This is a genomic window from Gordonia zhaorongruii (assembly GCF_007559005.1).
GTDB lineage: Bacteria > Actinomycetota > Actinomycetes > Mycobacteriales > Mycobacteriaceae > Gordonia > Gordonia zhaorongruii.
Genome location: NZ_CP041763.1, coordinates 1,845,837 through 1,869,937, shown reverse-complemented (window position 1 = coordinate 1,869,937; position 24,101 = coordinate 1,845,837). Strand labels below are relative to the sequence as shown.

Here is a 24,101-nt window from a genome sequence, read left to right as displayed (position 1 = left end):
CGTGAGCCCAGCGAAGACGACAGCCAGCAAGGCCGGTACCACCGGCACCACCGCCCGCCCCGTTCTGATGCTGCTCGACGGTCACTCCCTGGCCTACCGGGCCTTCTTCGCTCTGCCCGCGGAGAACTTCAAGACCAACACCGGCCAGACCACCAACGCGGTCTACGGCTTCACGTCGATGCTCATCAACCTGCTTCGCGACGAGGAGCCGACGCACATCGCGGCGGCGTTCGACGTGTCGCGCCAGACCTTCCGCTCCGAGATGTTTCCCGAGTACAAGGCGCAGCGCAGCAAATCGCCCGACGAGTTCCGCGGTCAGGTCGACCTGACCAAGGACGTCCTGGAGGCCATGGGAATTCCGGTCATGGCGATCGACGGTTACGAGGCCGACGACGTGATCGCGACTCTCGCGACGCGCGCCGACGCGGCCGGGTACCGCGTCCTCGTGGTGACCGGCGATCGCGATTCGCTGCAGCTGGTCAACGAGAACATCACCGTGCTCTACCCGAAGCGCGGAGTATCCGAGCTGACCCGGTTCACCCCGGACGAGGTGGAGAAGAAGTACGGGCTCACTCCCGAGCAGTATCCGGACTTCGCGGCGCTGCGCGGCGATCCCAGCGATAACCTCCCCGGCATTCCCGGAGTAGGCGAGAAGACGGCGACGAAGTGGATTCGCGAGTACGGCTCGCTCGAGCAATTGGTTCATCGTGCCGACGAGGTTCGCGGGAAGGTGGGCGATTCGCTGCGCGAGAATCTCGCATCGGTGCAGATGAACCGGCGTCTCACAGAGCTGATCCGGACGATGGACCTGCCGGCCGAACCTGACGAGCTCGCATTGCACGGGTGGGATCGCGACCGGATTCACCGGCTCTTCGACGACCTCGAGTTCAAGGTTCTGCGTGACCGACTGTTCTCGACGCTGACCTCGGTGGAGCCGGAGGCCGATGAGGGCTTCGAGGTGAACGGCGTCCGGTTGGGCAGCGGCGAGGTCGCCGCGTGGCTGGAGGCGCACGCACGCACCGGACGCTCGGGTCTCGCGGTCGATGGCAGGCATGTCGTGGTCGGCTCGGATGTCGAGGCGCTGGCGATCGCCGCGGCCGACGGCGACGCGGCGTTCATCGATCCGGTAGCCATGTCGCCCGCCGACGATGCGGCGCTGTCCGCATGGCTGGCTGACGAGTCAGTCGCCAAGGCCGTTCACGAGGTGAAATGGGCGGTCCACGCGCTGCGCGGCCGCGGGTGGGCCATCGCAGGTGTCACGTCCGACACGTCACTCGCCGCCTACCTGGTGCGGCCGGGGCAGCGCACCTTCAACTTGGACGATCTCGCGCTCCGGTACCTGCGACGCGAACTGCGGGCCGATGACGGGGTCGACGACGACGGACAGTTGTCACTGCTCGACGACGACGCGGACGCGGCGCGGGCGGCTGAGACGCTGATGCTGTCGGCGCAGGCCGTAGCCGAACTCGCCGACAGTCTGGACACCGAACTCGAGCGCATCGACTCGACGGCGTTGCTCGTCGAGATGGAGCTGCCGCTGGCCTTCGTCCTCGCCGAGCTCGAAGCAGAGGGGATCGGAGTCGACGTGGAGCACTTCACGGACCTGGAGCGCGAGTTCGCGCAGCGGGTCCGCGATGCTGCGGAATCGGCGTACGAGGTGGTCGGCGAACAGGTGAACCTCGGGTCGCCGAAGCAGTTGCAGGCGATCCTCTTCGACAAGCTCGACATGCCGAAGACGAAGAAGACCAAGACCGGCTACACCACCGACGCAGACGCGCTCGCCGGACTGTACGAGAAGACCGAGCACCCGTTCCTGAGGTTCCTGCTGGAGCACCGTGACGCCACGAGACTCAAAGTGACCGTCGACGGACTCCTCAAGTCGGTGTCGGACGACGATCGCATTCACACCACGTTCAACCAGACGGTGGCTGCGACGGGGCGGCTCTCGTCCACCGATCCGAATCTGCAGAACATCCCGGTGCGCACGGACGCCGGACGCAAGATCCGCGGTGGGTTCATCGTCGCATCGTCGCCGACGCCGGCCGGTGTGGAGTTCGAATCGCTGATGACGGCCGATTACTCGCAGATCGAGATGCGGATCATGGCGCATCTGTCCGAGGACGAAGGGCTGATCGAGGCATTCCGCTCCGGGGAGGATCTGCACAACTTCGTCGGGTCGCGTGCGTTCGGCGTGCCCGTCGACCAGGTAGACCCGCAGATGCGTTCCCGAGTGAAGGCGATGTCGTACGGACTCGCGTACGGGCTGAGCGCGTACGGTCTGGCGGCTCAGCTCGGAATCGGCCGGGAAGAGGCCAAACAGCAGATGGAGCAGTACTTCGACCGTTTCGGCGGGGTGCGCGACTACCTCCACGAGGTGGTCGTGCAGGCACGCCGGAACGAGTACACGGCAACGCTTTTCGGACGTCGCCGCTACCTGCCCGATCTGAACTCCGACAACTTTCAGCGTCGTCAGTCGGCGGAGCGTATGGCGTTGAACGCGCCCATTCAGGGCACCGCCGCCGACATCATCAAGGTCGCGATGATCAACGTGCAGCGGCGACTCAAAGATGAGGGATTCCGCTCGCGGGTGCTCCTGCAGGTGCACGACGAACTGGTCCTCGACGTGGCGACCGGCGAGAGCGAAGCCGCCGAGAAACTCGTCCGCGAGGAGATGGGCGGTGCGATCGAACTGTCTGTGCCGCTTGAGGTCTCGGTCGGTTTCGGTCGGACCTGGGACGCGGCGGCGCACTGATGCGCCGCCGATCCGATCTGCTGGTTCCGATCTTCGTGGCCGGTGCGCATGAGTGATGAAGGGGAGTGCGTCATGAGTGTTGGATCAGTGCGTCTCGCAGTACTCCACGGGGACGGAGTCGGGCCCGAAGTGGTACCCGCGGCGGTCGCGGTGGCCGAGCGGGCACTTGCCGCGCAGGATGTGGCGCTCGAGACGACGGTGCTGCCGTTCGGTGCCGCCGCGATCGAGGAACACGGTCACCCGGTGCCCGAATCGACGCTGGAGCAGCTGGCGGATTTCGACCTCTGGCTGGTGGGTCCGCACGACAGCGCCTCGTATCCGGCCGCGCTGCGACATCCCGCGCCCGGAGCGGAGATGCGCAAGCAGTTCGACCTGTACGCGAACTTGCGTCCGGCACGGGCGCTGGCGGGAGTCACCGCGACCGCCCCCGACATCGATCTGCTGATCGTCCGGGAGAACAGCGAGGGTCTGTACGCGGATCGGAACATGGCGGTGGGCAGCGGCGAGTTCATGCCGACGCCCGACGTCGCCCTGTCGGTCGGTCTCGTCACCCGCGCGGCCTCGGAGCGCATCGCCGTCGAGGCGTTCGAGGCGGCGCGCCGGCGTCGCGGTCACGTCACCGTCGTGCACAAGGCGAACGTTCTGCGCTTGACGACTGGCCTGTTCCGTGACGTCTGTCTGCAGGTGGCCCAGCGGTATCCGGACGTCACGGTCGACACCGAGCACGTCGATGCGATGGCAGCTCTGCTGGTGCGTCGTCCGGCCGATTACGACGTGATCGTCACCGAGAACCTGTTCGGTGACATCCTGTCCGATCTCGCCGCAGAACTGTCCGGATCACTGGGGCTGGCGGCGTCCCTCAACTCCTCGGCGGACCGGGCGATGGCACAGGCGGTGCACGGAGCGGCACCCGATATCGCCGGCCGTGGATCGGCGAACCCGGTGGCGACGATCGCATCGACGTCGATGCTGCTGCGGTGGCACGGTGAGCGTTCGGGGGACGAGGCGTCGATCCGCGCATCCGACGCGATCGACGGTGCACTCGCCCATGTGCTCGCCGACGGCGTCGCGACTGCCGATCTGGGTGGATCGGCGTCGAGTGCGGCGTTCGCCGACGCAGTGGTGGCGGCGCTGTAGGTATCGCCCGGGTGCACATCGGGTGTCCGCGATCGGGCATACTGATTTACTCGACGGGACGGGTTCACATCCAGGTTTCTCCGTCGCAGGAGTCTTCGAGAGGTGTGGATGCGACAGCGACCCCTTCGCAACGCTGTGGTCGGCGTGCTGCTGACGCTGCCGCTGCTGCTCGCCGGATGCGTCGTCGACGAGTCGGCGTTGGACACCAAGCCGATCACGGTGAAGATCGACGAGCAGGCACAGATCGCCTCGCTGGTTCCGCCCGAGATCGATGCGACCGGTGTCCTCGATATCGGCACCAACGTGCCGTATCAGCCGAACGAGTTCAAGAACCGCCGAGGCGAGATCATCGGCTTCGAAGTGGACCTGCTCAGAGCGGCCGTTCAGGTGCTCGGATTGAAGGCCAAGTTCAACGAGGCCGACTTCGACAAGATCATTCCGTCACTGCAGGCAGGAATCTACGACGTCGGGATGTCGTCGTTCACCGACACCAAGGAACGCGAGCGGGAGGTCGACTTCGTCACCTACTTCAGCGCCGGAGTTCGGTGGGCGGCCAAAACGGGTCGCGACCTGAATCCGGATGAGGCGTGCGGACTCCGGGTCGGCGTGCAGTCGACGACGGTGGAGGACACCGAGGAGGTCCCGGCGAAGAGCGCGGACTGCGTTGCGCGCGGCGAGGATCCGATAGTCAAGGTCAAGTACGACACTCAGGATCAGGCGGTCAACGCGGTGCTCCTCGGCCAGGTGGACGCATTCTCCGCGGATTCGCCGGTGACGGCGTACGCGGTCAAGAAGACCGAAGGCCAACTGCACGAGGTCGGGCCCACGTACGACGCCGCGCCGTACGGACTTCCGGTGCGCAAGGGGTCGCCACTGGCTCCGGCACTCCAGCAGGCCGTGCAGTACCTGATCGACAACGGCTTCTACCGGACGATCACCGAACATTGGGGTGTGCAGGCGGGAATGATCGAGAAATCGCAGATCAACGGCGCAGAGGGATAGTGGGATGAGCACAGATCAGCAGACCGGTGCGACCGGTCACGAGGCGCCCGCCCCGATCAAGGCGGTGCCGCTGAAGCATCCCGGCCAGTGGGTCGCGGCCGCGGTCCTGCTGGTCCTGGCGGGCCTGTTCGTCTACGGTGCAGCCACCAACCCGGCGTACCGCTGGGACACCTACGCGGAGTACCTGTTCGAGCGCCGGATCCTGGAAGGCGTCGGGTACACGCTGACGCTGACGGTGATCGCGATGTTCATCGGCGTCGCGCTGGGCGTGATGCTCGCGGTGATGCGGATGTCGCCGAACAAGGTGCTCAGCGCGACGGCGTGGCTGTATCTGTGGGTGTTCCGCGGCACGCCGGTCTACGTTCAGCTCGTGCTGTGGGGCCTGGTCGGCGCGATCTACAAGAAGATCGACATCGGCATCCCGTTCGGCCCCACCTTCGTCAGCTTCGACATCCAGGCGCTCAACGCGGCGTTCGCGTTCGCGATCATCGGGCTCGCGCTCAATGAGGCCGCGTACATGGCGGAGATCGTCCGTGCCGGTGTGCAGAGCGTCGGCGAAGGACAGATCGAGGCCTCGACGGCGCTGGGGATGTCGTGGTGGCAGACCATGCGTCGCACGGTGCTTCCGCAGGCGATGCGGGTGATCATCCCGCCGACGGGCAACGAGTTCATCGGGATGCTGAAGACGACGAGCCTCGTCGCCGCGGTGCCGTTCACGCTGGAGTTGTACGGACGTCAGCGGGATATCTCGGGCGTCAACTTCCAGCCGATTCCGATGCTTCTCGTCGCGTCGACGTGGTACCTCGCGGTGACGAGCATCCTGATGGTGGGCCAGCACTTCCTGGAGAAGCACTACGCGAAGGGCTCCACGCGCGCTTCCGCCGGCAACACGACGATGGTTGAGGAGGGCAAGTGAGCGCCCAGACGTCGCAGACTGCCGCGCACCCGATGGTGCACGCCGACCGGGTCTGCAAGAACTTCGGATCACTCGAGGTGCTCACGGGCGTGTCGCTGGACGTGCAGCCCGGTGAGGTCGCCTGTCTGATCGGACCGTCGGGATCGGGGAAGTCGACGTTTCTGCGCTGCGTGAATCATCTGGAGAAGGTGAATGCCGGACGTCTGCTCGTCGACGGCGATCTCATCGGCTACCGGGAGCGCGGCGGCAAGCTGTACGAGATGAGCCCGCGTGATGCGGGCAGGCAGCGGCGCGACATCGGCATGGTGTTCCAGCACTTCAATCTGTTCCCGCACCGCACAGCGCTGGAGAACATCATCGAGGCGCCGGTGCTGGTCGGGGGCAAGTCGAAGGAGGCCGCTACCGAGCACGCGCTCGAGCTGCTCCAGCAGGTCGGCTTACGCGACAAGGCCGACGCCTATCCGGTGGCATTGTCCGGCGGACAGCAGCAGCGTGTCGCGATCGCGCGGGCGCTGGCGATGGAGCCGAAGCTCATGCTGTTCGACGAGCCGACGTCGGCCCTCGACCCGGAACTGGTCGGCGACGTTCTCGAGGTGATGCGCGGCCTAGCTGCCGACGGCATGACGATGCTCGTGGTCACCCATGAGATGGGCTTCGCCCGTGAGGTCGCCGATCAGGTGGTGTTCATGGACGGCGGCGTCGTCGTCGAGAAGGGCGATCCGCGCGAGGTGCTCGTGAACCCGCAGCAGGAGCGGACGCAGACGTTCCTCTCGAAGCTCCTCTGACTGCGTCTGCGGCGCGTCACCCCGGCTTGCGGCAGACGAACACCGCCGTGCCGGGGAAGTAGGAGCCGCGCAGGGGGGACCACTGTCCCCATTCCTGGTCGAGATCGTCGGGCCATTCCGGCTCCACGACGTCGTCCACTATGAGCCCGGCTGCGACGATCTCGCGGATGCGGTCGCCCATTGTCCGGTGATGCTCGACGTAGGTGACGGTGCCGTCGGAGTCGGCTTCGGAGTAGGGAGTGCGATCGAAGTAGGACATCTGGACCACGAGACCATCCGGCCCCGGATCGTCGAGGAACATCCAGCGCATCGGGTGATTGGTCGCGAACACCCAGCGCCCGCCGGGTCTCAGGACGCGCGCTGCCTCGCGCATGGCGCGTGCCGAGTCGGCGACGAACGGGATCGCACCGAACGACGAGCAGGCGATGTCGAACGATGCGTCGGCGAAGGGCAACTGCTCGGCACCGGACTGCACGAGGGGAGTGCGGCGGTCGTCGAGACTCATCGCATCGACGGCGTGGGCCAGCATGCCGGCCGACACGTCCAGTCCGACGACATGCGCGCCCTGGGCTGCCAGCCACCGTGCACACGGCGCCGAACCGCAACCGATCTCGAGAACGTCCCGGCCCGCGACGTCACCGAGGAGGCGGACGTCCTCCTCGCGGAGACGCTCGGGGCCCCACAGAAAGTCGCCGCCCGGCGTCTGCGCGCCGAGGAACCGGCCGTGCTCGACGTGATACTGGTCGGCCTCGGTGTCCCACCAGGTGCGGTTGGCGCGCTCGCTGGTAGGGCCGTCGACGTCGCCGAGGATGCGCGGTGGGCGAGGGGAGTCGGACATCAGCAGGCTCTTCCCTGGATCACGGATTCGGTCGTGGTGTCGCCGTCCCGGTACCGGTCGTCGGTCGAATCGTCGAGCAGCAATTCGATGGAATGAGCCACGACCGACATCCTTTCATGGCTTATAGTCACAGCGGGCCCTTCAGTGCTGAGGGCCCCATTTGTGCAGGCCAGCGACGGGTAGTAAACTAGTTCTCGCGCGTGCCCGGCACGCGTATCGCGGTATTTCCCCGACGTCATCAGCGACATCCGGGGCTGCCGCACAACAACCCGTAAGAACCAGCGTTGACCTGCATTGATCAACCTGGAGACCGTACCTACTACTTAACTGTCCGGAGCAACTCACCACATGTCGTCCCCCACGATCACCTCGCCGCAAGTAGCCGTCAATGACATCGGCTCGGCTGAGGACTTCCTTGCCGCTATCGACGCCACGATCAAGTACTTCAACGATGGCGACATCGTCGAGGGCACCATCGTCAAGGTCGATCGCGACGAGGTTCTGCTTGACATCGGCTACAAGACCGAAGGTGTAATCCCTTCGCGTGAGCTGTCGATCAAGCATGACGTCGATCCCAGCGAAGTCGTCACCGTCGGTGACGAGGTCGAAGCACTGGTCCTCACCAAGGAGGACAAAGAAGGCCGCCTGATCCTGTCGAAGAAGCGTGCGCAGTACGAGCGCGCCTGGGGCACGATCGAGGAGCTCAAGGAGAAGGACGAGGCCGTCAAGGGCACCGTCATCGAGGTCGTCAAGGGCGGCCTGATCCTGGACATCGGTCTGCGCGGCTTCCTCCCGGCGTCGCTGGTCGAGATGCGTCGCGTCCGCGACCTGCAGCCGTACATCGGCAAGGAGGTCGAAGCCAAGATCATCGAGCTCGACAAGAACCGCAACAACGTGGTCCTGTCCCGCCGTGCATGGCTCGAGCAGACCCAGTCCGAGGTCCGCAGCGAATTCCTCAATCAGCTGCAGAAGGGCCAGGTCCGCAAGGGCGTCGTGTCCTCGATCGTCAACTTCGGCGCATTCGTCGATCTCGGCGGCGTCGACGGCCTGGTGCACGTCTCCGAGCTGTCCTGGAAGCACATCGATCACCCGTCCGAGGTCGTCACGGTCGGCGACGAGGTCACCGTCGAGGTGCTCGACGTCGACATGGACCGCGAGCGTGTCTCGCTGTCGCTCAAGGCGACTCAGGAAGACCCGTGGCGTCAGTTCGCCCGCACCCACGCGATCGGCCAGATCGTGCCGGGCAAGGTCACCAAGCTGGTGCCGTTCGGTGCGTTCGTCCGCGTCGAAGAGGGCATCGAGGGCCTCGTCCACATCTCGGAGCTGGCCGAGCGCCACGTCGAGGTTCCGGACCAGGTCGTCTCCGTCGGCGACGACGCGATGGTCAAGGTCATCGACATCGATCTGGACCGTCGTCGCATCTCGCTGTCGCTGAAGCAGGCCAACGAGGACTACACGGAGGATTTCGACCCGTCGAAGTACGGCATGGCCGACAGCTACGACGACCAGGGCAACTACATCTTCCCGGAGGGCTTCGACGCCGAGACCAACGAATGGCTCGAAGGCTTCGACTCGCAGCGTGAGGCGTGGGAGGCCCGCTACGCGGAGGCTGAGCGTCGCCACAAGATGCACACCGCTCAGATGGAGAAGTTCGCAGCAGCGGCGGCCGAGGCTGCCAACGCTCCGACGGACTACTCGTCGTCGTCCTCGTCCTCATCCGCTTCGTCGGAGGAGGCCGCAGCGGCAGCGTCGGCCGGACCGGCCACCACCGGTGGTTCGCTGGCCAGCGATGAGCAGCTCGCTGCTCTGCGCGAGAAGCTCTCGGGCAACAACGGCTGATTCGCCGGCTCCATAGCTGCACCGAGAATGCCCCGGAACCGCAAGGTTCCGGGGCATTCCGGCGTTCCGGGTACCACGAAGCCGCGGAAGCCGTTCGGTCACCATCCATGCGTTGTTGACAATAATTTTCATTAACGTGTTGACTGGCCTGCATGCACAAGTCCATAGCGGTCCGCATGTCCGCATTGCTCATCACATCTGCCGCCCTGCTCGCCGCGTGCGGAAGCCCCTCCGACGACGAGAGCGGTGCGTCGGCGCCGGTCCGTGAGAAAGGTCGCCCCACTCCGCGCCTGGTCGTCTCCTACGACGGTGGCGTCCGGGTCCTGGACGGCAAGACACTGGAGACGGTCGCCGACCTTCCGCACGAGGGCTTCCTGCGACTGAACAGCGCACAGGACTCCCGCCACGTCTTCGTCACCGCCGACGACGGATTCGATGTTCTCGACACCGGAACCTGGCGGGAGGCGCACGGTGATCACAGCCATTACAAGGTGACCGAACCGTCCTTCACCGACATCGACCTCGCCGGCGACGAACCGGGCCACGTGGTCCCGCACGACGGGCGGATCTCGCTCTTCTTCGACGGGTCGGGCGAGGCGAAGACCTTCGACCCGGCAGACCTCGCCGAAGGCGAGGTGACGACGTCGGACTACCGATCGCCGCAGGCGCATCACGGGGTCGCGGTGTCCCGAGCCGACGGCTCCCTCGTGGTGACCCACGGGGACGAGGACACGCGCAGCGGTGTGCGCATCCTCGATGCGGACCGCCGTGTGGTGGCGTCCACCGACGACTGCCCGGGCGTACACGGAGAAGCGGCGGCATCGGGTGGCGCCCTCACCTTCGGATGCGAGAACGGCATCCTCGTCGTGATGGGCGAGGAGATCACGAAGATCCCGTCACCCGATGCCTACGGCCGGATCGGCAACCAGCAGGGTGCACCGGATTCGCCGATCGTCCTCGGCGACTACAAGACCCGGCCCGCCGAGGATCTCGGTGATGACGAGATCGAGCGACCGACGCGTTTCAGTCTCACCGACACGGAGACCGGATCGCTCCGCGTCGTCGACCTGCCGGCCGCGTACAGCTTCCGATCACTGGCGCGGGGGCAGGACGGCGAGGCGGTCATCCTCGGCACGGATGGGGCGTTGTACGTATTCGACCCCGTCACCGGACGGCAGATGGCGCGTCATCAGGTGATCGGCGAATGGGTGGAACCGGTCGAGTGGCAGGATCCGATGCCGTCGCTGACCATTCTCGGGGGAACCGCTTACATCAGTGATCCGGGTTCGAAGACGATGACGGCCGTCGACCTGGCGACCGGTGCGCAGACTGCGCGGACGGCCATCGACGTCGGGGTCGTCGAGACCGCGGCCGTCACCGGCTGACGGCTAGCTCTTCCGGAGGCGGCGCAGCGCGGACTCGGCGGCGTTGTAACCGCAGAGTCCGTGAATGCCGGCCCCCGGCGGCGTCGATTGGGAGCAGAGGTACACCCCGTCGACTCCGGTGAAGTACGGGTCGATGGCGGCACGCGGCCGCAGCAGCATCTGCAGGCCCGAGTTGGATCCGCCGATGATGTCGCCGCCGATGTAGTTGCGGTTGTGGTCGTGGAGAGCTGAGACAGAGGACGAACTGGTGCTGATCACGGTGTCGCGGAAGCCGGGGGCGAAGCGCTCGATCTGCGCGATGATGGCCTCGGTCGCGTCGCCGTCGTAGCCGAACGGAACGTGCGCGTATGCGTAGATCGGATTGATGTCGCCGTTGCTCCGGGTCGGGTCTGCTTTGTACTGCTGACCGAGCAGCACGAACGGGCGCTCAGCCATGACTCCGGATGCCCGAAGTCCTTCCGTCTCGACCATCTCATCGAAGGTGCCCCCGAGGTGGACGGTGCCGGCCCGCGCGCAGTCGGGGTCGGTCCAGGGGATGTCGCCGCGGATCGCGAAGTCGATCTTGAAGGCTGCCGACCCCATCCGGTAGCGCTCGTAGCTCTTGCGGATCCGGGTGGGCATCAGGTCGCCGTAGAGCGAAACGGCCTGTGCCGGGGCCAGATCGAGGAGGACGATGTCAGCGTCGGGGATCTGCGACCGAGATGTCACCGGGACGCCGGTCTCGATCGAACCGCCTGCTTCGATGAGAGCCCGTGCGGCGGCGTTCGAGATCGCCCCCGATCCGCCTTCGGCAACCGGCCAGCCGTACTGATGGCCGCTGGCGCCGATCATCAGCCCGAGCGATGCGGTGAGCGGACGATTCAGTCGCGTGTACACGTGGACGGCGATCCCGCCGTACAGGGCGCGCGCGGTCGGCGTGCGGAACGCCCGGGCCAGTACCGTGGCAGGCAGGAGAGCGCGTGGGCCGAAAGCCGCAAGCTTCAGCGGGTGCGACGGCACGTTGACGATCGGGCGCAGCAGGTCGGCGCCGAGGTCGTCGAAATTGCGAGCGAGGTCGCCGAACACCGCCTTCCACCGCGACCCGTCGACGCCCAGGCCGGCGGCCGTCTCGTCGATTGATCGATGCAGCAAGGCGGTCGGGCCGTCGTCGATCGGATGGGCGCAGTCGAGTTCTGGCCAGCGCCACGTGAGTCCGTACGACGTCAGGTCGACGTCCTTCCAGAAAGGTGAACCGACGCCCATCGGGTGGAACGCGGAGCAGACGTCGTGGATGACGCCGGGCTCGGTGAGCTCCGCCGACCTTGCACCGCCGCCGATGGTGTCCTCGGCCTCGAGGATCTGAACGTCGACGCCGTTGCGGGCCAGGTGAAGGCCTGCGGCAATCCCGTTGGGGCCTGCTCCGACGATGACCGCCGTCGTCATGAGACCACCGTGCCGGTTGATTCCGGGTCCTCGGCGGTGAACTGCGGCGTCGCTGACGATCTCTGCATCGTCCAAGCCTTACCGGTGTCGGTGCGTCGGTCAACTCTCGTGCCGTCGACGCGCCGTATCCGGGTGCGGTCCGGCGTCAGTCGCGCAGTGAACGTCTGCGCTGCAGGGTGGCGGCGATCCCGCCGGACGCCGCGCGAACGGCATCGGCGTGCGATTCCGGCCGATACCGGTTGAGCGGTCCGGTGACACTGACCGCGGCGACGATCTCGTTGGTCCCGACGTCGAGAACCGGGGCGGCCACGCAGCCGATCCCGATCGTCGACTCCTCGTACTCGAACGCGAAGCCGGCTTCGCGTGCCTGATCGAGTTGGGCCGACAGGATGCCCGGCGCGACGATCGTCCGGGGCGCGCGGCGAGGGAGTGGGCGGGCGAGTACCTCGCGCCTCAGCCTCGGATCGGCATGGGCGAGAAGTACCTTCCCGATCCCCGTGCAGTGCAACGGCATCCGTCCGCCGGTGCGCGACGGCGAGTTGGCCTGCCGATGTCCACCGATCTTCGCGATGTAGACCACCTCGTGGCCGTCGAGGACGCCGAGGTGCACGGTTTCGCGGGTGCGGTCGTACAGATCCTGCAGAAAGGGCATGGCCAGCTCCAGCAGGCCGCGTTCGACGGACGCTCGCATTCCAAGTTCAAACAGGCCGCCGGAGAGTCGATAGCAGCCATCCGGTGTGCGATCAAGCATCCGCTCGTCCACCAGTTCGCCCGCCAGGCGGTGAGTCGTCGCCTTGTGCAGTCCGGTGCGTCGAACGATCTCCGCGAGCGGGAGTTCGTGGTCGTCCACGCCGAAGGCGTGCAGGATCAGCATCACCTTGCCGATGACGCTGTCGCGGGGGCTCATGGGTCCAGATTAGCCGCTCGTCTCGGTCAGCGAGACGGTCGCCTTTCGCTGTGCTGTGCGCAGGGTCACCATGGTCATATGACGACCACTGAACACGCCGCGACGGCCGAGCAGCAGGCCGCCGACCGTCTGCTGACGGCGCTGCAGACCCGTACCGCCTGCGCGCCGGTCCGCGACCTCATAGGTCCCGTCGACCTGCCGGCCGCGTACCGGGTCCAGGAGCGACTCACTGCGGGAAGACTCGAGCACGGAGCCACGATCGTCGGGCGCAAGATCGGCCTCACCTCGGAGGCCGTGCAGCGGCAGATGGGGGTCGACCAGCCCGACTTCGGCGTCCTCTTCGACGACATGGCCTACGCAGACGGCGCTGTGGTGCCTACCGGCGGGCTGCTGCAGCCCAAAGCCGAGGCCGAGGTGGCCTTCGTGCTCAAGGAGGATCTCGCCGACGGGCCGCTCGACAGCGCGCAGGTCCGCGCTGCCATCGATTACGGCATGCCCGCGCTCGAGGTGTGCGACAGCCGGATCGACGGCTGGGACATCAAGTTCGCCGACACTGTCGCCGACAACGCCTCCTCGGGGGTCTACATCCTCGGCGACACCACCAAGACGCTCGACGAGTTCGCTCCTGTCGATGTCGACATGCGGATGCTCATCAACGGCGAGGAGGTGTCCACCGGAAACGGTGCGGCATGCCTCGGTGATCCGCTCAACGCCGTCGCGTGGCTGGCCAGGGCCGCCCGTGATTTCGGCGAACCGTTGCGCGCCGGCCAGGTGATCCTGTCCGGTGCACTCGGCCCCATGCGGCCGGTCCGATCCGGAGACGAGGTGACCGTGGAGATCACCGGATTGGGAACGGTCGTCGCAAAATTCAGCGAAGGAAATGCACATGAGTGAGAAGACGAAGGTCGCGATCATCGGGTCCGGCAACATCGGAACCGATCTGATGATCAAGGTGATCCGCACCGCGAAGCACCTCGAGATGGGTGCGATGGTCGGCATCGACGCGAGTTCGGACGGGCTCGCGCGCGCCGAGCGCATGGGAGTCCCGACTACGAGCGAGGGGGTCGAGGGACTGGTGAAGCTCCCCGGCTTCGACGAGATCGAGATCGTGTTCGACGCGACCTCGGCGAAGGCGCACGAGCACAACGCCTCGATCCTGGAACCTCTCGGTAAGCGTCTGGTCGACCTGACACCCGCAGCGATCGGGCCGTACGTGGTTCCGGCGGTGAACATCGGTGATCACCTCGACGCCGCCAACGTGAACATGGTGACGTGCGGCGGTCAGGCGACGATCCCGATCGTCGCCGCGGTCTCGCGAGTAGCGCCGGTGGCCTACGCGGAGATCGTCGCGTCGATCGCCTCGAAGTCGGCGGGCCCGGGAACGCGAGCGAACATCGACGAGTTCACCGAGACGACGTCGAATGCGATCAAGCAGGTGGGTGGAGCCGCCAACGGCAAGGCGATCATCATCCTGAACCCGGCCGAGCCGCCGCTGATCATGCGCGACACCGTGTACGCACTGGTCGACGCACCCGACCTCGACACGCAGGAGCAGATCCGCAACTCCGTCGAGAAGATGGTCGCCGACGTGTCCGCGTACGTGCCCGGTTACCGGCTCAAGCAGAAAGTGCAGATCAACGCCATCGCAGAGGGTGCGACCGTCGGCACGTTGATGAAAGAGGAGCCCGAATCCGCTCCCACGCACCAGGTATCGGTATTCCTCGAAGTGGAGGGTGCCGCCCATTACCTTCCGGCCTACGCCGGGAACCTCGACATCATGACATCCGCCGGACTGCAGTACGCCGAGCGGATCGCTGCACTCAAGGCAGAACAGGAAGTGACCGCATGAGCACCCCGATCTTCGTCCAGGACGTGACCCTGCGCGACGGCATGCACGCCATCCGTCACCAGATCAGCACCGACGACGTGAAGCGCATCGTCTCCTCGCTCGACGCCGCGGGCGTGGATGCCATCGAGGTGGCCCACGGGGACGGTCTGTCCGGCGGATCCGTCAACTACGGCCCCGGCTCCAACACCGACTGGGAATGGATCGAGGCGGCAGCGAGCGTGCTGAAGAACGCCCGCCTCACCACGCTGCTCCTGCCCGGCGTGGGCACCGTCGAGGAACTGCAGCGCGCCTGGGATCTGGGTGTCCGCTCGGTTCGCATCGCCACGCACTGCACCGAGGCCGACGTCGCCGCACAGCACATCGCGGCGGCTCGCGAGATCGGCATGGACGTCGCCGGCTTCCTGATGCTCTCGCACATGTCCGAGCCCGAGAAGCTGGCCCAGCAGGCCAAGCTGATGGAGTCGTACGGCGCGCACTGCGTGTACATCACGGATTCGGGTGGCCGGCTGACCATGAACGACGTCGTGGCGCGAGTGAAGGCGTACCGCGACGTCCTCGATCCGAAGACCGAGATCGGTATCCACGCGCACGAGAATCTGTCGATGTCCGTGGCGAATTCGGTGGTGGCCGTCGAGAACGGCGTGTATCGCGTCGACGCGTCGCTCGCCGGGCACGGTGCGGGGGCGGGGAACTGCCCGATCGAGCCGTTCGTCGCGGTGGCCAACCTGTCCGGATTCGAGCACCGGTGCGATCTGAACGCACTCGAGGATGCGGCCGACGACATCGTCCGTCCGCTGCAGGACCGCCCGGTCCGCGTGGACCGGGAGACCCTGACGCTCGGTTACGCGGGCGTGTACTCGTCATTCCTGCGTCACGCGGAAGCCGCGGCCGCGCGGTACGACCTCGATGTGCGGGACATCCTCACCGTCTGCGGTGAGCGCAGGCTGGTCGGCGGTCAGGAGGACATGATCGTCGACATCGCACTGACGCTCGTCGAGGAGCGGGAAGCGGCGCAGGAGAAGGACGCCGAGCCGGCCGGCGTCTGATTCCCGCGTGTGCGGTTTCCGTGTCGGCGCCCAGACGGACACGGCCCTCTGACACACTGATCCGGTGATCAGAGTTGGCCTGACCGGCGGCATCGGAGCCGGCAAATCGACCGTCGCGAAGACTTTCATCGAGCGTGGTGCCTATCACGTGGACGCCGACTCGATCGCGCGTGAGGTGGTGGCCCCGGGTACGCCGGGCCTCGCGCGATTGGCGCAGGCGTTCGGCCCCGAGATCCTCGCCGCCGACGGCTCCCTCGACCGTCCCGCCCTGGCCGCCAAGGCGTTCGTCGACGAGGAGAGCCGGACGCTCCTGAACTCCATCACGCATCCGCTCATCGGGCAGCGGACTCAGGAGTTGACCGACGCGGCACCGGATGACGCGATCATCCTCCACGACGTGCCGCTCCTCGTCGAGGGGCACATGGCGCCGTTCTATCACCTCGTCGTGGTGGTGCACACCGACGCACAGGTGCGACTGTCGAGGCTCGTCGAACTGCGGGGGATGGACCCCGACGACGCGCGCCAGCGCATCGGCGCGCAGGCCACCGACGAGCAGCGGCGCCGGGTCGCAGACGTGTGGCTCGACAACTCCGGGACTCCCGACCGCCTCGCGTCCGCCGCACGGCAGGTGTGGGAGGACCGTCTGACGCCGTTCCGCGACAACGTGGCCGACCGCACCCCGGTGCCGGCGCCGCTGGAGCTCGTCGATCACGACCCGGACTGGGAGGCGCTCGGCGAGCGCGTGGTGAACCGGCTGTGGGCGCTCGTCGGTCAGCGGGCGCAGCGAATCGACCACATCGGGTCGACTGCGGTGCCAGGGCTGGCTGCGGTCCCGGTCATCGACGTGCAGATCGGGGTCGCCGATCCGGCTGCTGCCGACGACCTGATCGAGACGCTCGCGGACGGCGGCTTCCCGCCGGTGTCGAGCGCAGCTGCCGGTGAGCGATTCCACTCCAGTGCCGATCCGGGACGCCCCGTGAACGTGTACGTGCGGTCGGCCGACGGTGCGGACGTTCGGTTCGCGCTCGACTTCCGGGACTGGTTGATCGCCGACGAGTCCGCACGCGCCGAGTATCTCGCGGTGAAGAAGGCAGCCCTCGCCGGTGCGAACGACGACCCGGTGAGCTATGCCGTGGCGAAGAAGCCGTTCCTCGACCGGGCGCTCGCACGGATCACGCAGGGGCTCACCGAGTCGTGACCGGCGCCGTCGGTCGTGCCGCGTAGTAGCCGCGAACGTCCAAGGCCGCCAACGGAGTCCAGCGGGGAATCGGCCGCGATTGCGCGACGTCCCCGGCCGGGACGCTGTCGGCGGTGCGGAACGACTGGATAGTCAGGACGGTCGAGGGCTCGTGATCGATGAGCGACGCGAGCGCATAGAGCGCGGCGAGAACGTGGACGCACATCATCGTCCGCGCACGGCACGAGCAGTCCGCGGCCTCGATGGACGGTGCCGGATGCAGGCCGCGTTCGCGGAGGGCCGCGTGCACGGCATCGTCGGGCTCGGTGCGCGGGCCCATCAGCTCACGAGCGGCGGTCGCGACCGCACCGTCCATCGTGGTCATCTCCAGATGTGCGACGGAGGCCTGTCCGCCGCGATGCACGTGCGCAGTCACCTGCCGGCCGTCGACCGCCAATGTCACACCGTCGTTGCGGGCGATGCGACGGGCACGTGGTGCGAGCACGTTGGGCGTGCTCGTGGTGATCGGTTCCGCGATGCGGACGATATCCGCACCCCATGCGGTGAACCCGAACTCCGGCGTCGTCATACGGCCTCCCTGTTGCGTCGAAGGACGTCGAGCAGGCGCTCGTCGTCGAGGCCCGCCAGCTCGGCGACGATGGACCGATCGTCGCCGTGCACGCCGAGCAGCGCCTTGCGGCGGTGCATGCCGTCGATGTGCTCCTCGAGGGTCGTCGCCGTCGTCAGCGTGGTGACCGTGACCGGCCGGTCCTGACCGATACGGTGCGCCCGGTCGGTGGCCTGCGCCTCGACTGCCGGATTCCACCAGCGATCGAAGTGCACGACGTCGCAGGCGCGCGTCAACGTCAGACCTGTGCCCCCGGCTTTGAGGCTCATCACCAGCACTCCGGGCCCGTCGCCGGACTGGAACCGGTCGGCGATGGCCGCGCGCTCGGTGATCGAGAGTCCTCCGTGGAAGAACGGAACGTCGGTACCGGCGAGCGCCGAGGCGGCACGCGCGAGCAGGTCGCCCGTGTCCCGGTACTGAGTGAAGATCAGCGTCGGACGCTGAGCCGCGATGTTCTCGTCGAGGACCTCCATCGCGACGTCGAGCTTCCCTGATCGTCCCGGCTCCCATGAGCGGACCGGACCGTCCGCGAGGGCGGGGTGATTGCAGATCTGCTTGAGCGTGGTGAGGACCGCGAGCAGACGGCCGTGCCGTGCCAGGCCGGTGCCGAACCCTTCGTCGGCGGCGCGGGCCAGATGAGCGTCGTAGATGCGGGCCTGTTCGTCGGTGAGATCGCAGATGATCGGGTTGTCGATCTTGGGCGGCAGCGCGCCTGCGGCTCTTTCCTTGGTGCGCGCGAGCATCACCGGTGCGACGGCGCTGCGCAGACGCAGCAGGGCTCCGTCGTCACCGGACTCGACGGCCCGGGTGAAGCGACGGCGGAACACCGCTTTCACCGGGAACATCGCGGGTACGACGACGCGGAGGATCGCCCACAGGTCGTCGAGCGAGTTCTCGATGGGAGTGCCCGTGAGCGCGATCGTGCCCTCGGACCGGAGTGCCCGGGCCGCTCTGGACACCTGTGTGCGCGAGTTCTTCAGCGTGTGCGCCTCGTCGAACACCGTGGTGTTCCACTGCGTCTCGGCGAGCTGCGCGGAGTCGAGGCGGAGCCGCGCGTACGACAGGATGCTCACGTGGTCGGCCAGATCCGGCGCGAACCGCTCGATCTCACGGCGCCAGTTGGTGACCAGGCCTGCCGGGCAGACCACCAGGTGCGGGCCGTCGCCGCGGCAGCGGAGCGCAGCGATGGCCTGCAGCGTCTTGCCGAGGCCCATCTCGTCGGCGAGCAGTGCCCCACCGTGATCGCGGAGGGTGCGCAGCAGCCACGCCACGCCTGCCGATTGGTACGGCCGCATCGACGCGTCGATCGATTCGGTGAGTGCGCACGCGGTCTCGTGAGCATCGGCGAACGACATGGTCGCGTACTCGGCCGAGGTGACGGCCGAGCCGCTCGGGTCGGGTTCGGCGTGCGCGGCGATCGGCAGCGGGTCATGGGCTGAACGGGACGGATCCGCGACTCGAGCGCACCACGCGGCGTGGGAGTCGCTCATCGCAGCCCGCCCGGGCAGCTCGCCGACGTCGACCACATCGCACCGGACCTGGTCGACGGTGAGACCGCCGTCGCGCGGCACGACCAGGGGCAGGCAGGTACGACGTGCTGGGTCGTCGAGGTGATGCGACGACCAGACTGCGAACTGATGGAGGTCGGGGAGGTAGGTGACTTCGATGCTCAGGGGAGGTCCTTCTGCGTCCGGGGCGGCGAACTGTTATTATCGTACACTGTACGGAGAAAGGTTGCACGTGACGCCTGAGGACGAAGCACGAGCACTGGTCCGCCTCCTGTGGCGGCGGGAACCGGTGAGATCGGTGGCGAAGAAGGGGCCGAAGCAGCGGCTCAGTCTCGATAGCGTGATCGATGTCGCCACCGAGCACGCCGATGCGCGCGGTCTGGATGCGCTGACGATGCGTGCGCTCGCCGACGAGTTGGGTGTGGGACCGATGACCGTCTACACGTACGTGCCGACCCGTGATGTGCTGGTGTCGCTCATGGTCGATCGAGTTGCGGCACAGGAGCGCGAACCGGTTCGCGCGGTGTTGCTGCGCGAATCGCTCGCCGATGCCGTTCGGGCGATGCATGCCGGATATCTCGCTCATCCGTGGTTGCTGCATGTGCCGCCGTGGCGAGATGTCCTCGGACCCGGTCGGCTCCGCCGCTACGAGGCGCAGCTCGGGCTGATCGAGGATCTGCCCATCGCCGATGTGCAGCGCGACGGGCTGTTGGCGCTGCTCGGAGTGTTCGCAGCCGGAAGTGCACGTGACGCCGCAGCGGCGCGGGCCGTGAGTGCGAGTGGGTTCAGTGACGATCAGTGGTGGCAGGTGGTCGGCCCGGAACTCGCCGCTGCGATGCCCTCGGGCGCATTTCCGTTGTCGAGTCGCGTGGGCACTGCGGTGGGGGAGCACTACTCCGCCCCGGGCGATCCCTCGGCAGGCTTCGAACTCGGGCTCACCGTTCTGCTCGACGGTGTCGAGGCATGGTTGGCGAACGGAGCGGTGGGGCCGGTCGGGTCAGCCGGCTGACCCCGGTCGGTCGAGCCAGCTGAGGCGGCTGCCGATCGCGCCGTCGAGCCAGGTCTGCACGTTGTCGACGGCGGCTGCTCCGGAGATGGCGTGCATCGCGGCGGCAACCGCCTCCTCGCACTCGCCGGTGGTCAGCAGGCCCGCGGAGTGCGCCTGGAACAATTCGTCGACATCGACCAGCTCGAGTGGTCGTCCGGGACGGTCGATCAAGTCGAGATACCAGTCGACCGAGTGCCATCTTCCGGACCGGTCGGGGCCGTGGAATCGGCCGATGTCGAGGTACAGCCGTTGCTCCGGGCGGTATCCGCCCACGAAGTGGAAGATGTTGGCCCGCAGCCCGAGTGCGGGCAGCAGCCACAGTTCCAGTCGGTCGAATCGGGGATGGTCCGCGGTCCGGGACATGTACAGACCGAAATCGGTCTCGCGGTACTCGTCGACCGGGCGGACGAAACCTTTGTTGTCGGTGTTGGTCATCGCGGGAACGTCGAACACCTCGACCTTCGGCGCGTGCACGGCATCGGGTTCCGCAACGTGGTCGGTCATGGGTGTCAACCTAGCTGCCGCGCAGGAGGAGCGTCCCCCGGTTTCCCTGAAGCGCCCGGATGTCGGTGGTCGGAGCTATCGTCACCGCTATGACGAGACCTTCGACAGCACCGTCCATCAGCGCGATCACCCTCGGCGTCCGGAGCGTCGCCGCCTCGACATCCTTCTACGCCGAAGGCCTCGGATTCGCGGTGATCAACCGGGTCGGCGACGAGATCGCCTTCGTGCAGGCAGGTCACGGTCTGATGCTCGCACTCTGGAACGTGGAGCAGATGCCGAGTGAGTACGGCGCCGTCGGACACGGAGAGCTCGCACCACCGCTGTCCCTCGGTCACAACGTGACAGCGGCAGGCGACGTGGATCGCTGGTTCGCCCGGGCCGTCGCAGCAGGTGCCGAGGTGATCACCGAGCCGACCCGGCAACCGTGGGGCGGGACCAGCGCGTGCGTCGCGGATCCGGACGGATTCCGGTGGGACTTCGTGCACAATCCGGCGTTCGGGGTCACTGCCGACGGCGCGGTGACCGGGGTGTGACCTCCGCGTCCTGGGCGAGTCAGGAGCGCACGATATCGGCGCCTTTCACGGTGACTGCGATCGGGTCGAGACCGCGCTTCGCGGGACCGTGCGTCACCGCGCCATCGAAGGAGAACTCGCTGCCGTGACACGGGCAGTGCAGTTTGTCGGATTCCGCGCCGACGTCGCAGCCCTTGTGCGGGCATTTGGTGCTGAATGCCGCGAAGTCGCCTTCGGTGGCCTGCGTGATGATCACGTCGCCGACCACGGTGGCGCCGCCGACCGGAACGTCCGCAGTGGCTGCGAGACGAACGCCTCCAGGCGATCCCGGGCCGGAGGCATTCGTCCCCTCAGTGCCTGTGGCGGCGGGGGAGTCCGTCCCTTCGTCGGTGCTGCACGCAGCGACTCCGACGGCTCCAAGAGTCAGGGCGCCGATCGGCGCGGCGAGCAGTACACGACGCCGTGGCACGCCGGTCGCGCTGTGACGGTCGAACGAGTGGGAGCGCTGATTCATGGTCGTCTCCTGTGGCGTCGCGTGGACCGTCTCCGAAGGCTGTGGACGAATCCACCCTCCATTGGACCAGGTGCGGTCCGGCTTCGTGAGTGAAAGCATCCTGTCGGTGCCAGTGATTACCCTGGTGTCATGGCATTCGCAGCAGAGCAGCCGGTCATCGCGTACTCCGAGTTCCGTCCCATCGGTGAGGTGGAGCGGTCCGAGGCCGAATTCGAGGTCGTCAGCGAGTACGAGCCCGCCGGTGACCAGCCGACCGCCATCGCCGACCTGGAGAACCGTCTGCATGCCGGAGAGAAGGACATCGTCCTGCTCGGTGCGACCGGTACCGGTAAGTCGGCGACCACCGCATGGCTGATCGAGAAAGTGCAGCGACCGACGCTGGTGATGGCGCCGAACAAGACCCTCGCCGCACAGCTGGCGAACGAGCTTCGCGAGATGCTGCCGAACAACGCCGTCGAGTACTTCGTGTCCTACTACGACTACTACCAACCCGAGGCGTACATCGCGCAGACGGACACGTACATCGAGAAGGACAGCTCGATCAACGACGACGTCGAACGGCTCCGGCACTCGGCGACGTCGAGTCTGCTGTCCCGCCGTGACGTGGTGGTGGTCGCATCGGTGTCGTGCATCTACGGTCTCGGCACTCCGCAGTCCTACCTCGATCGGTCGGTCGAGCTGACCGTGGGAGACAGCATCGACCGTGACGCGCTCCTGCGCCTGCTCGTCGACGTGCAGTACACCCGCAACGACATGTCGTTCACCCGTGGCGGTTTCCGTGTGCGCGGCGACACCGTGGAGATCATCCCGTCGTACGAGGAACTCGCGGTCCGGATCGAATTCTTCGGCGACGAGGTCGAGGCGCTCTATTACCTGCATCCGCTCACCGGCGACGTCGTCCGGGAGGTCGACACGCTGCGCATCTTCCCGGCGACGCATTACGTCGCCGGTCCGGAGCGCATGGAGAAGGCGATGGCGAGCATCGAGAAGGAACTCGAGGAGAGGCTGGCCGACCTCGAGGCGAAGGACAAGCTCCTGGAAGCGCAGCGGCTGCGCATGCGGACCACGTACGACCTCGAGATGATGCGCCAAGTCGGGTTCTGCTCCGGGATCGAGAACTATTCACGGCACATCGACGGTCGCGGGCCCGGATCAGCGCCGGCGACGCTCATCGACTACTTCCCGGAAGACTTTCTGATGGTCATCGACGAGTCGCATGTGACGGTGCCGCAGATCGGGGCGATGTACGAGGGAGACATGTCGCGCAAGCGCAACCTCGTCGAGTTCGGCTTCCGCCTGCCGTCGGCGGTCGATAACCGTCCGCTCACCTGGGACGAGTTCGTCGATCGCATCGGGCAGACCGTCTACCTCTCGGCGACGCCGGGAGCGTACGAGCTCGGCCAATCGGGCGGGCAGTTCGTCGAGCAGGTGATCCGTCCCACCGGCCTCCTCGACCCGGAGATCGTCGTCAAGCCGACCAAGGGGCAGATCGACGATCTGGTGCACGAGATCCGGGAGCGCACCGAGCGAGACGAACGCGTCCTCGTCACCACACTCACCAAGAAGATGTCCGAGGATCTCACGGACTACCTGCTCGAACTCGGAGTTCGAGTGCGATACCTGCACTCGGAAGTGGACACCTTGCGCCGCGTGGAGTTGCTGCGCCAACTGCGAAGCGGCGAGTACGACGTGCTGGTCGGCATCAATCTGCTGCGTGAGGGACTCGACCTGCCCGAGGTGTCATTGGTTGCGATTCTCGACGCCGACAAGGAGGGCTTCCTGCGGAGCACGACGTCGTTGATTCAGACGGTCGGTCGTGCCGCCCGAAACGTATCGGGTCAGGTGCACATGTACGCCGACAGGATCACCGACTCCATGCAGAACGCCATCGAGGAGACCGAGCGTCGCCGCGCCAAGCAGATCGCCTACAACAAGGAGAAAGGCGTCGATCCGCAACCATTGAGGAAGAAGATCGCGGATATCCTGGATCAGGTGTACGCGGAAGCTGAGGACACCGTCGAAGTCGGTGGCTCCGGTCGCAATTCGAGTCGCGGTCGCCGGGCACAGGGGGAGGTGTCGAAGTCGGTGAGTGCTGGTGTGTACGAACAACGTGACACATCGTCGATGCCGCGGGCAGAGCTTGCGGATCTGGTTCACGAACTCACCGACCAGATGATGAATGCGGCCCGTGACCTGCAGTTCGAGTTGGCGGGCCGACTCCGCGACGAGATCGCCGACCTCAAGAAGGAATTGCGCGGGATGGATGCGGCGGGCATCAAGTGATCCGGCTTTCATTGCCGAATCGGATGCTGCATTCGTGACAATGGGCGGT

21 protein-coding genes are annotated in these 24,101 nt (G+C 66.6%); 14 read left to right on the top strand and 7 right to left on the bottom strand.

Annotated elements, in window-relative coordinates:
* Position 1: 1 nt before the first annotated feature.
* The 5 genes from polA (at position 2) to FO044_RS08605 (ending at position 6,592) form a co-directional block, all read left to right on the top strand.
* Positions 2 to 2,752 carry a DNA polymerase I gene (polA, locus tag FO044_RS08625; protein ID WP_143965487.1) on the top strand — a complete coding sequence of 917 codons (2,751 nt, stop codon included), beginning with the start codon at positions 2 to 4 and terminating at the stop codon, positions 2,750 to 2,752.
* A 72-nt stretch (positions 2,753 to 2,824) separates the two neighbouring features.
* A complete protein-coding gene (locus tag FO044_RS08620; protein ID WP_143965486.1) occupies positions 2,825 to 3,889 on the top strand; it encodes an isocitrate/isopropylmalate dehydrogenase family protein in 1,065 nt (354 codons plus the stop codon).
* 108 nt (positions 3,890 to 3,997) lie between these two features.
* A complete protein-coding gene (locus FO044_RS08615; RefSeq protein WP_132991492.1) occupies positions 3,998 to 4,891 on the top strand; it encodes an ABC transporter substrate-binding protein in 894 nt (297 codons plus the stop codon).
* A gap of 4 nt (positions 4,892 to 4,895) precedes the next feature.
* On the top strand, positions 4,896 to 5,807 hold the full coding sequence (locus tag FO044_RS08610; protein WP_143965485.1) for an amino acid ABC transporter permease: 912 nt from the start codon (positions 4,896 to 4,898) through the stop codon (positions 5,805 to 5,807).
* A gap of 32 nt (positions 5,808 to 5,839) precedes the next feature.
* Entirely contained in the window at positions 5,840 to 6,592 is a 753-nt protein-coding gene (locus tag FO044_RS08605; protein ID WP_132993255.1) for an amino acid ABC transporter ATP-binding protein, read from the top strand.
* A 16-nt stretch (positions 6,593 to 6,608) separates the two neighbouring features.
* On the opposite strand, the gene FO044_RS08600 is transcribed toward FO044_RS08605, so the two are convergent.
* Positions 6,609 to 7,430 (bottom strand): class I SAM-dependent methyltransferase, encoded by an 822-nt coding sequence (locus tag FO044_RS08600; protein ID WP_143965484.1) that lies wholly within the window; start codon positions 7,428 to 7,430, stop codon positions 6,609 to 6,611.
* Between the two features lie 348 nt (positions 7,431 to 7,778).
* On the opposite strand from FO044_RS08600, the gene rpsA reads away from it, so the two are divergent.
* On the top strand, positions 7,779 to 9,269 hold the full coding sequence (gene rpsA / locus FO044_RS08595) for a 30S ribosomal protein S1 (protein ID WP_132991489.1): 1,491 nt from the start codon (positions 7,779 to 7,781) through the stop codon (positions 9,267 to 9,269).
* 152 nt (positions 9,270 to 9,421) lie between these two features.
* The gene (gene aztD, locus FO044_RS08590; RefSeq protein ID WP_143965483.1) at positions 9,422 to 10,654 is read left to right on the top strand and encodes a zinc metallochaperone AztD; all 1,233 of its coding nucleotides are present in this window, start codon (positions 9,422 to 9,424) and stop codon (positions 10,652 to 10,654) included.
* A gap of 3 nt (positions 10,655 to 10,657) precedes the next feature.
* Here the strand turns inward: aztD and FO044_RS08585 are convergent, their stop codons facing one another.
* Both FO044_RS08585 and FO044_RS08580 read right to left on the bottom strand, forming a co-directional pair.
* Positions 10,658 to 12,076, bottom strand: coding sequence for a phytoene desaturase family protein (locus FO044_RS08585; protein WP_132991487.1), 1,419 nt, complete (start codon positions 12,074 to 12,076; stop codon positions 10,658 to 10,660).
* Between the two features lie 145 nt (positions 12,077 to 12,221).
* On the bottom strand, positions 12,222 to 12,983 hold the full coding sequence (locus FO044_RS08580) for an IclR family transcriptional regulator (protein WP_143965482.1): 762 nt from the start codon (positions 12,981 to 12,983) through the stop codon (positions 12,222 to 12,224).
* 78 nt (positions 12,984 to 13,061) lie between these two features.
* Here FO044_RS08580 and FO044_RS08575 point away from each other — a divergent pair, with 78 nt between their 5' ends.
* From FO044_RS08575 to coaE, 4 genes are all read left to right on the top strand, one after another.
* Positions 13,062 to 13,877 (top strand): 2-keto-4-pentenoate hydratase, encoded by an 816-nt coding sequence (locus FO044_RS08575; RefSeq protein ID WP_143965481.1) that lies wholly within the window; start codon positions 13,062 to 13,064, stop codon positions 13,875 to 13,877.
* Positions 13,870 to 14,832 (top strand): acetaldehyde dehydrogenase (acetylating), encoded by a 963-nt coding sequence (locus FO044_RS08570; RefSeq protein WP_132991484.1) that lies wholly within the window; start codon positions 13,870 to 13,872, stop codon positions 14,830 to 14,832. Before FO044_RS08575 ends, FO044_RS08570 begins: the two co-directional genes overlap by 8 nt.
* The gene (gene dmpG / locus FO044_RS08565) at positions 14,829 to 15,878 is read left to right on the top strand and encodes a 4-hydroxy-2-oxovalerate aldolase (RefSeq protein WP_132991483.1); all 1,050 of its coding nucleotides are present in this window, start codon (positions 14,829 to 14,831) and stop codon (positions 15,876 to 15,878) included. Before FO044_RS08570 ends, dmpG begins: the two co-directional genes overlap by 4 nt.
* A gap of 64 nt (positions 15,879 to 15,942) precedes the next feature.
* Positions 15,943 to 17,076: a dephospho-CoA kinase gene (gene coaE, locus FO044_RS08560; RefSeq protein ID WP_143965480.1), complete on the top strand. Its 1,134-nt coding sequence runs from the start codon at positions 15,943 to 15,945 to the stop codon at positions 17,074 to 17,076.
* Here coaE and FO044_RS08555 read toward each other — a convergent pair.
* Both FO044_RS08555 and FO044_RS08550 read right to left on the bottom strand, forming a co-directional pair.
* Positions 17,063 to 17,644 (bottom strand): hypothetical protein, encoded by a 582-nt coding sequence (locus FO044_RS08555; protein ID WP_143965479.1) that lies wholly within the window; start codon positions 17,642 to 17,644, stop codon positions 17,063 to 17,065. The two genes, coaE and FO044_RS08555, sit on opposite strands and share 14 nt — an antisense overlap.
* Positions 17,641 to 19,173: a DEAD/DEAH box helicase gene (locus FO044_RS08550; protein WP_132993254.1), complete on the bottom strand. Its 1,533-nt coding sequence runs from the start codon at positions 19,171 to 19,173 to the stop codon at positions 17,641 to 17,643. The genes FO044_RS08555 and FO044_RS08550 overlap by 4 nt, the downstream gene beginning before the upstream one ends.
* Positions 19,174 to 19,423: 250 nt before the next feature.
* Between FO044_RS08550 and FO044_RS08545 the strand changes: the two genes are divergently transcribed.
* Positions 19,424 to 20,200 (top strand): TetR/AcrR family transcriptional regulator, encoded by a 777-nt coding sequence (locus FO044_RS08545; protein WP_186290518.1) that lies wholly within the window; start codon positions 19,424 to 19,426, stop codon positions 20,198 to 20,200.
* On the opposite strand, the gene FO044_RS08540 is transcribed toward FO044_RS08545, so the two are convergent.
* Positions 20,189 to 20,743: a ribonuclease FAU-1 family protein gene (locus FO044_RS08540; protein WP_143965477.1), complete on the bottom strand. Its 555-nt coding sequence runs from the start codon at positions 20,741 to 20,743 to the stop codon at positions 20,189 to 20,191. The two genes, FO044_RS08545 and FO044_RS08540, sit on opposite strands and share 12 nt — an antisense overlap.
* A gap of 89 nt (positions 20,744 to 20,832) precedes the next feature.
* Here FO044_RS08540 and FO044_RS08535 point away from each other — a divergent pair, with 89 nt between their 5' ends.
* A complete protein-coding gene (locus FO044_RS08535) occupies positions 20,833 to 21,276 on the top strand; it encodes a VOC family protein (protein WP_132991478.1) in 444 nt (147 codons plus the stop codon).
* Positions 21,277 to 21,295: 19 nt separating this feature from the next.
* On the opposite strand, the gene FO044_RS08530 is transcribed toward FO044_RS08535, so the two are convergent.
* Complete coding sequence (locus tag FO044_RS08530) at positions 21,296 to 21,769, bottom strand: QcrA and Rieske domain-containing protein (protein WP_132991477.1); 474 nt, start codon at positions 21,767 to 21,769, stop codon at positions 21,296 to 21,298.
* Positions 21,770 to 21,898: 129 nt separating this feature from the next.
* On the opposite strand from FO044_RS08530, the gene uvrB reads away from it, so the two are divergent.
* Positions 21,899 to 24,052, top strand: a complete 2,154-nt coding sequence (gene uvrB / locus FO044_RS08525) for an excinuclease ABC subunit UvrB (RefSeq protein WP_132991476.1) — start codon at positions 21,899 to 21,901, stop codon at positions 24,050 to 24,052.
* Positions 24,053 to 24,101: the final 49 nt, after the last annotated feature.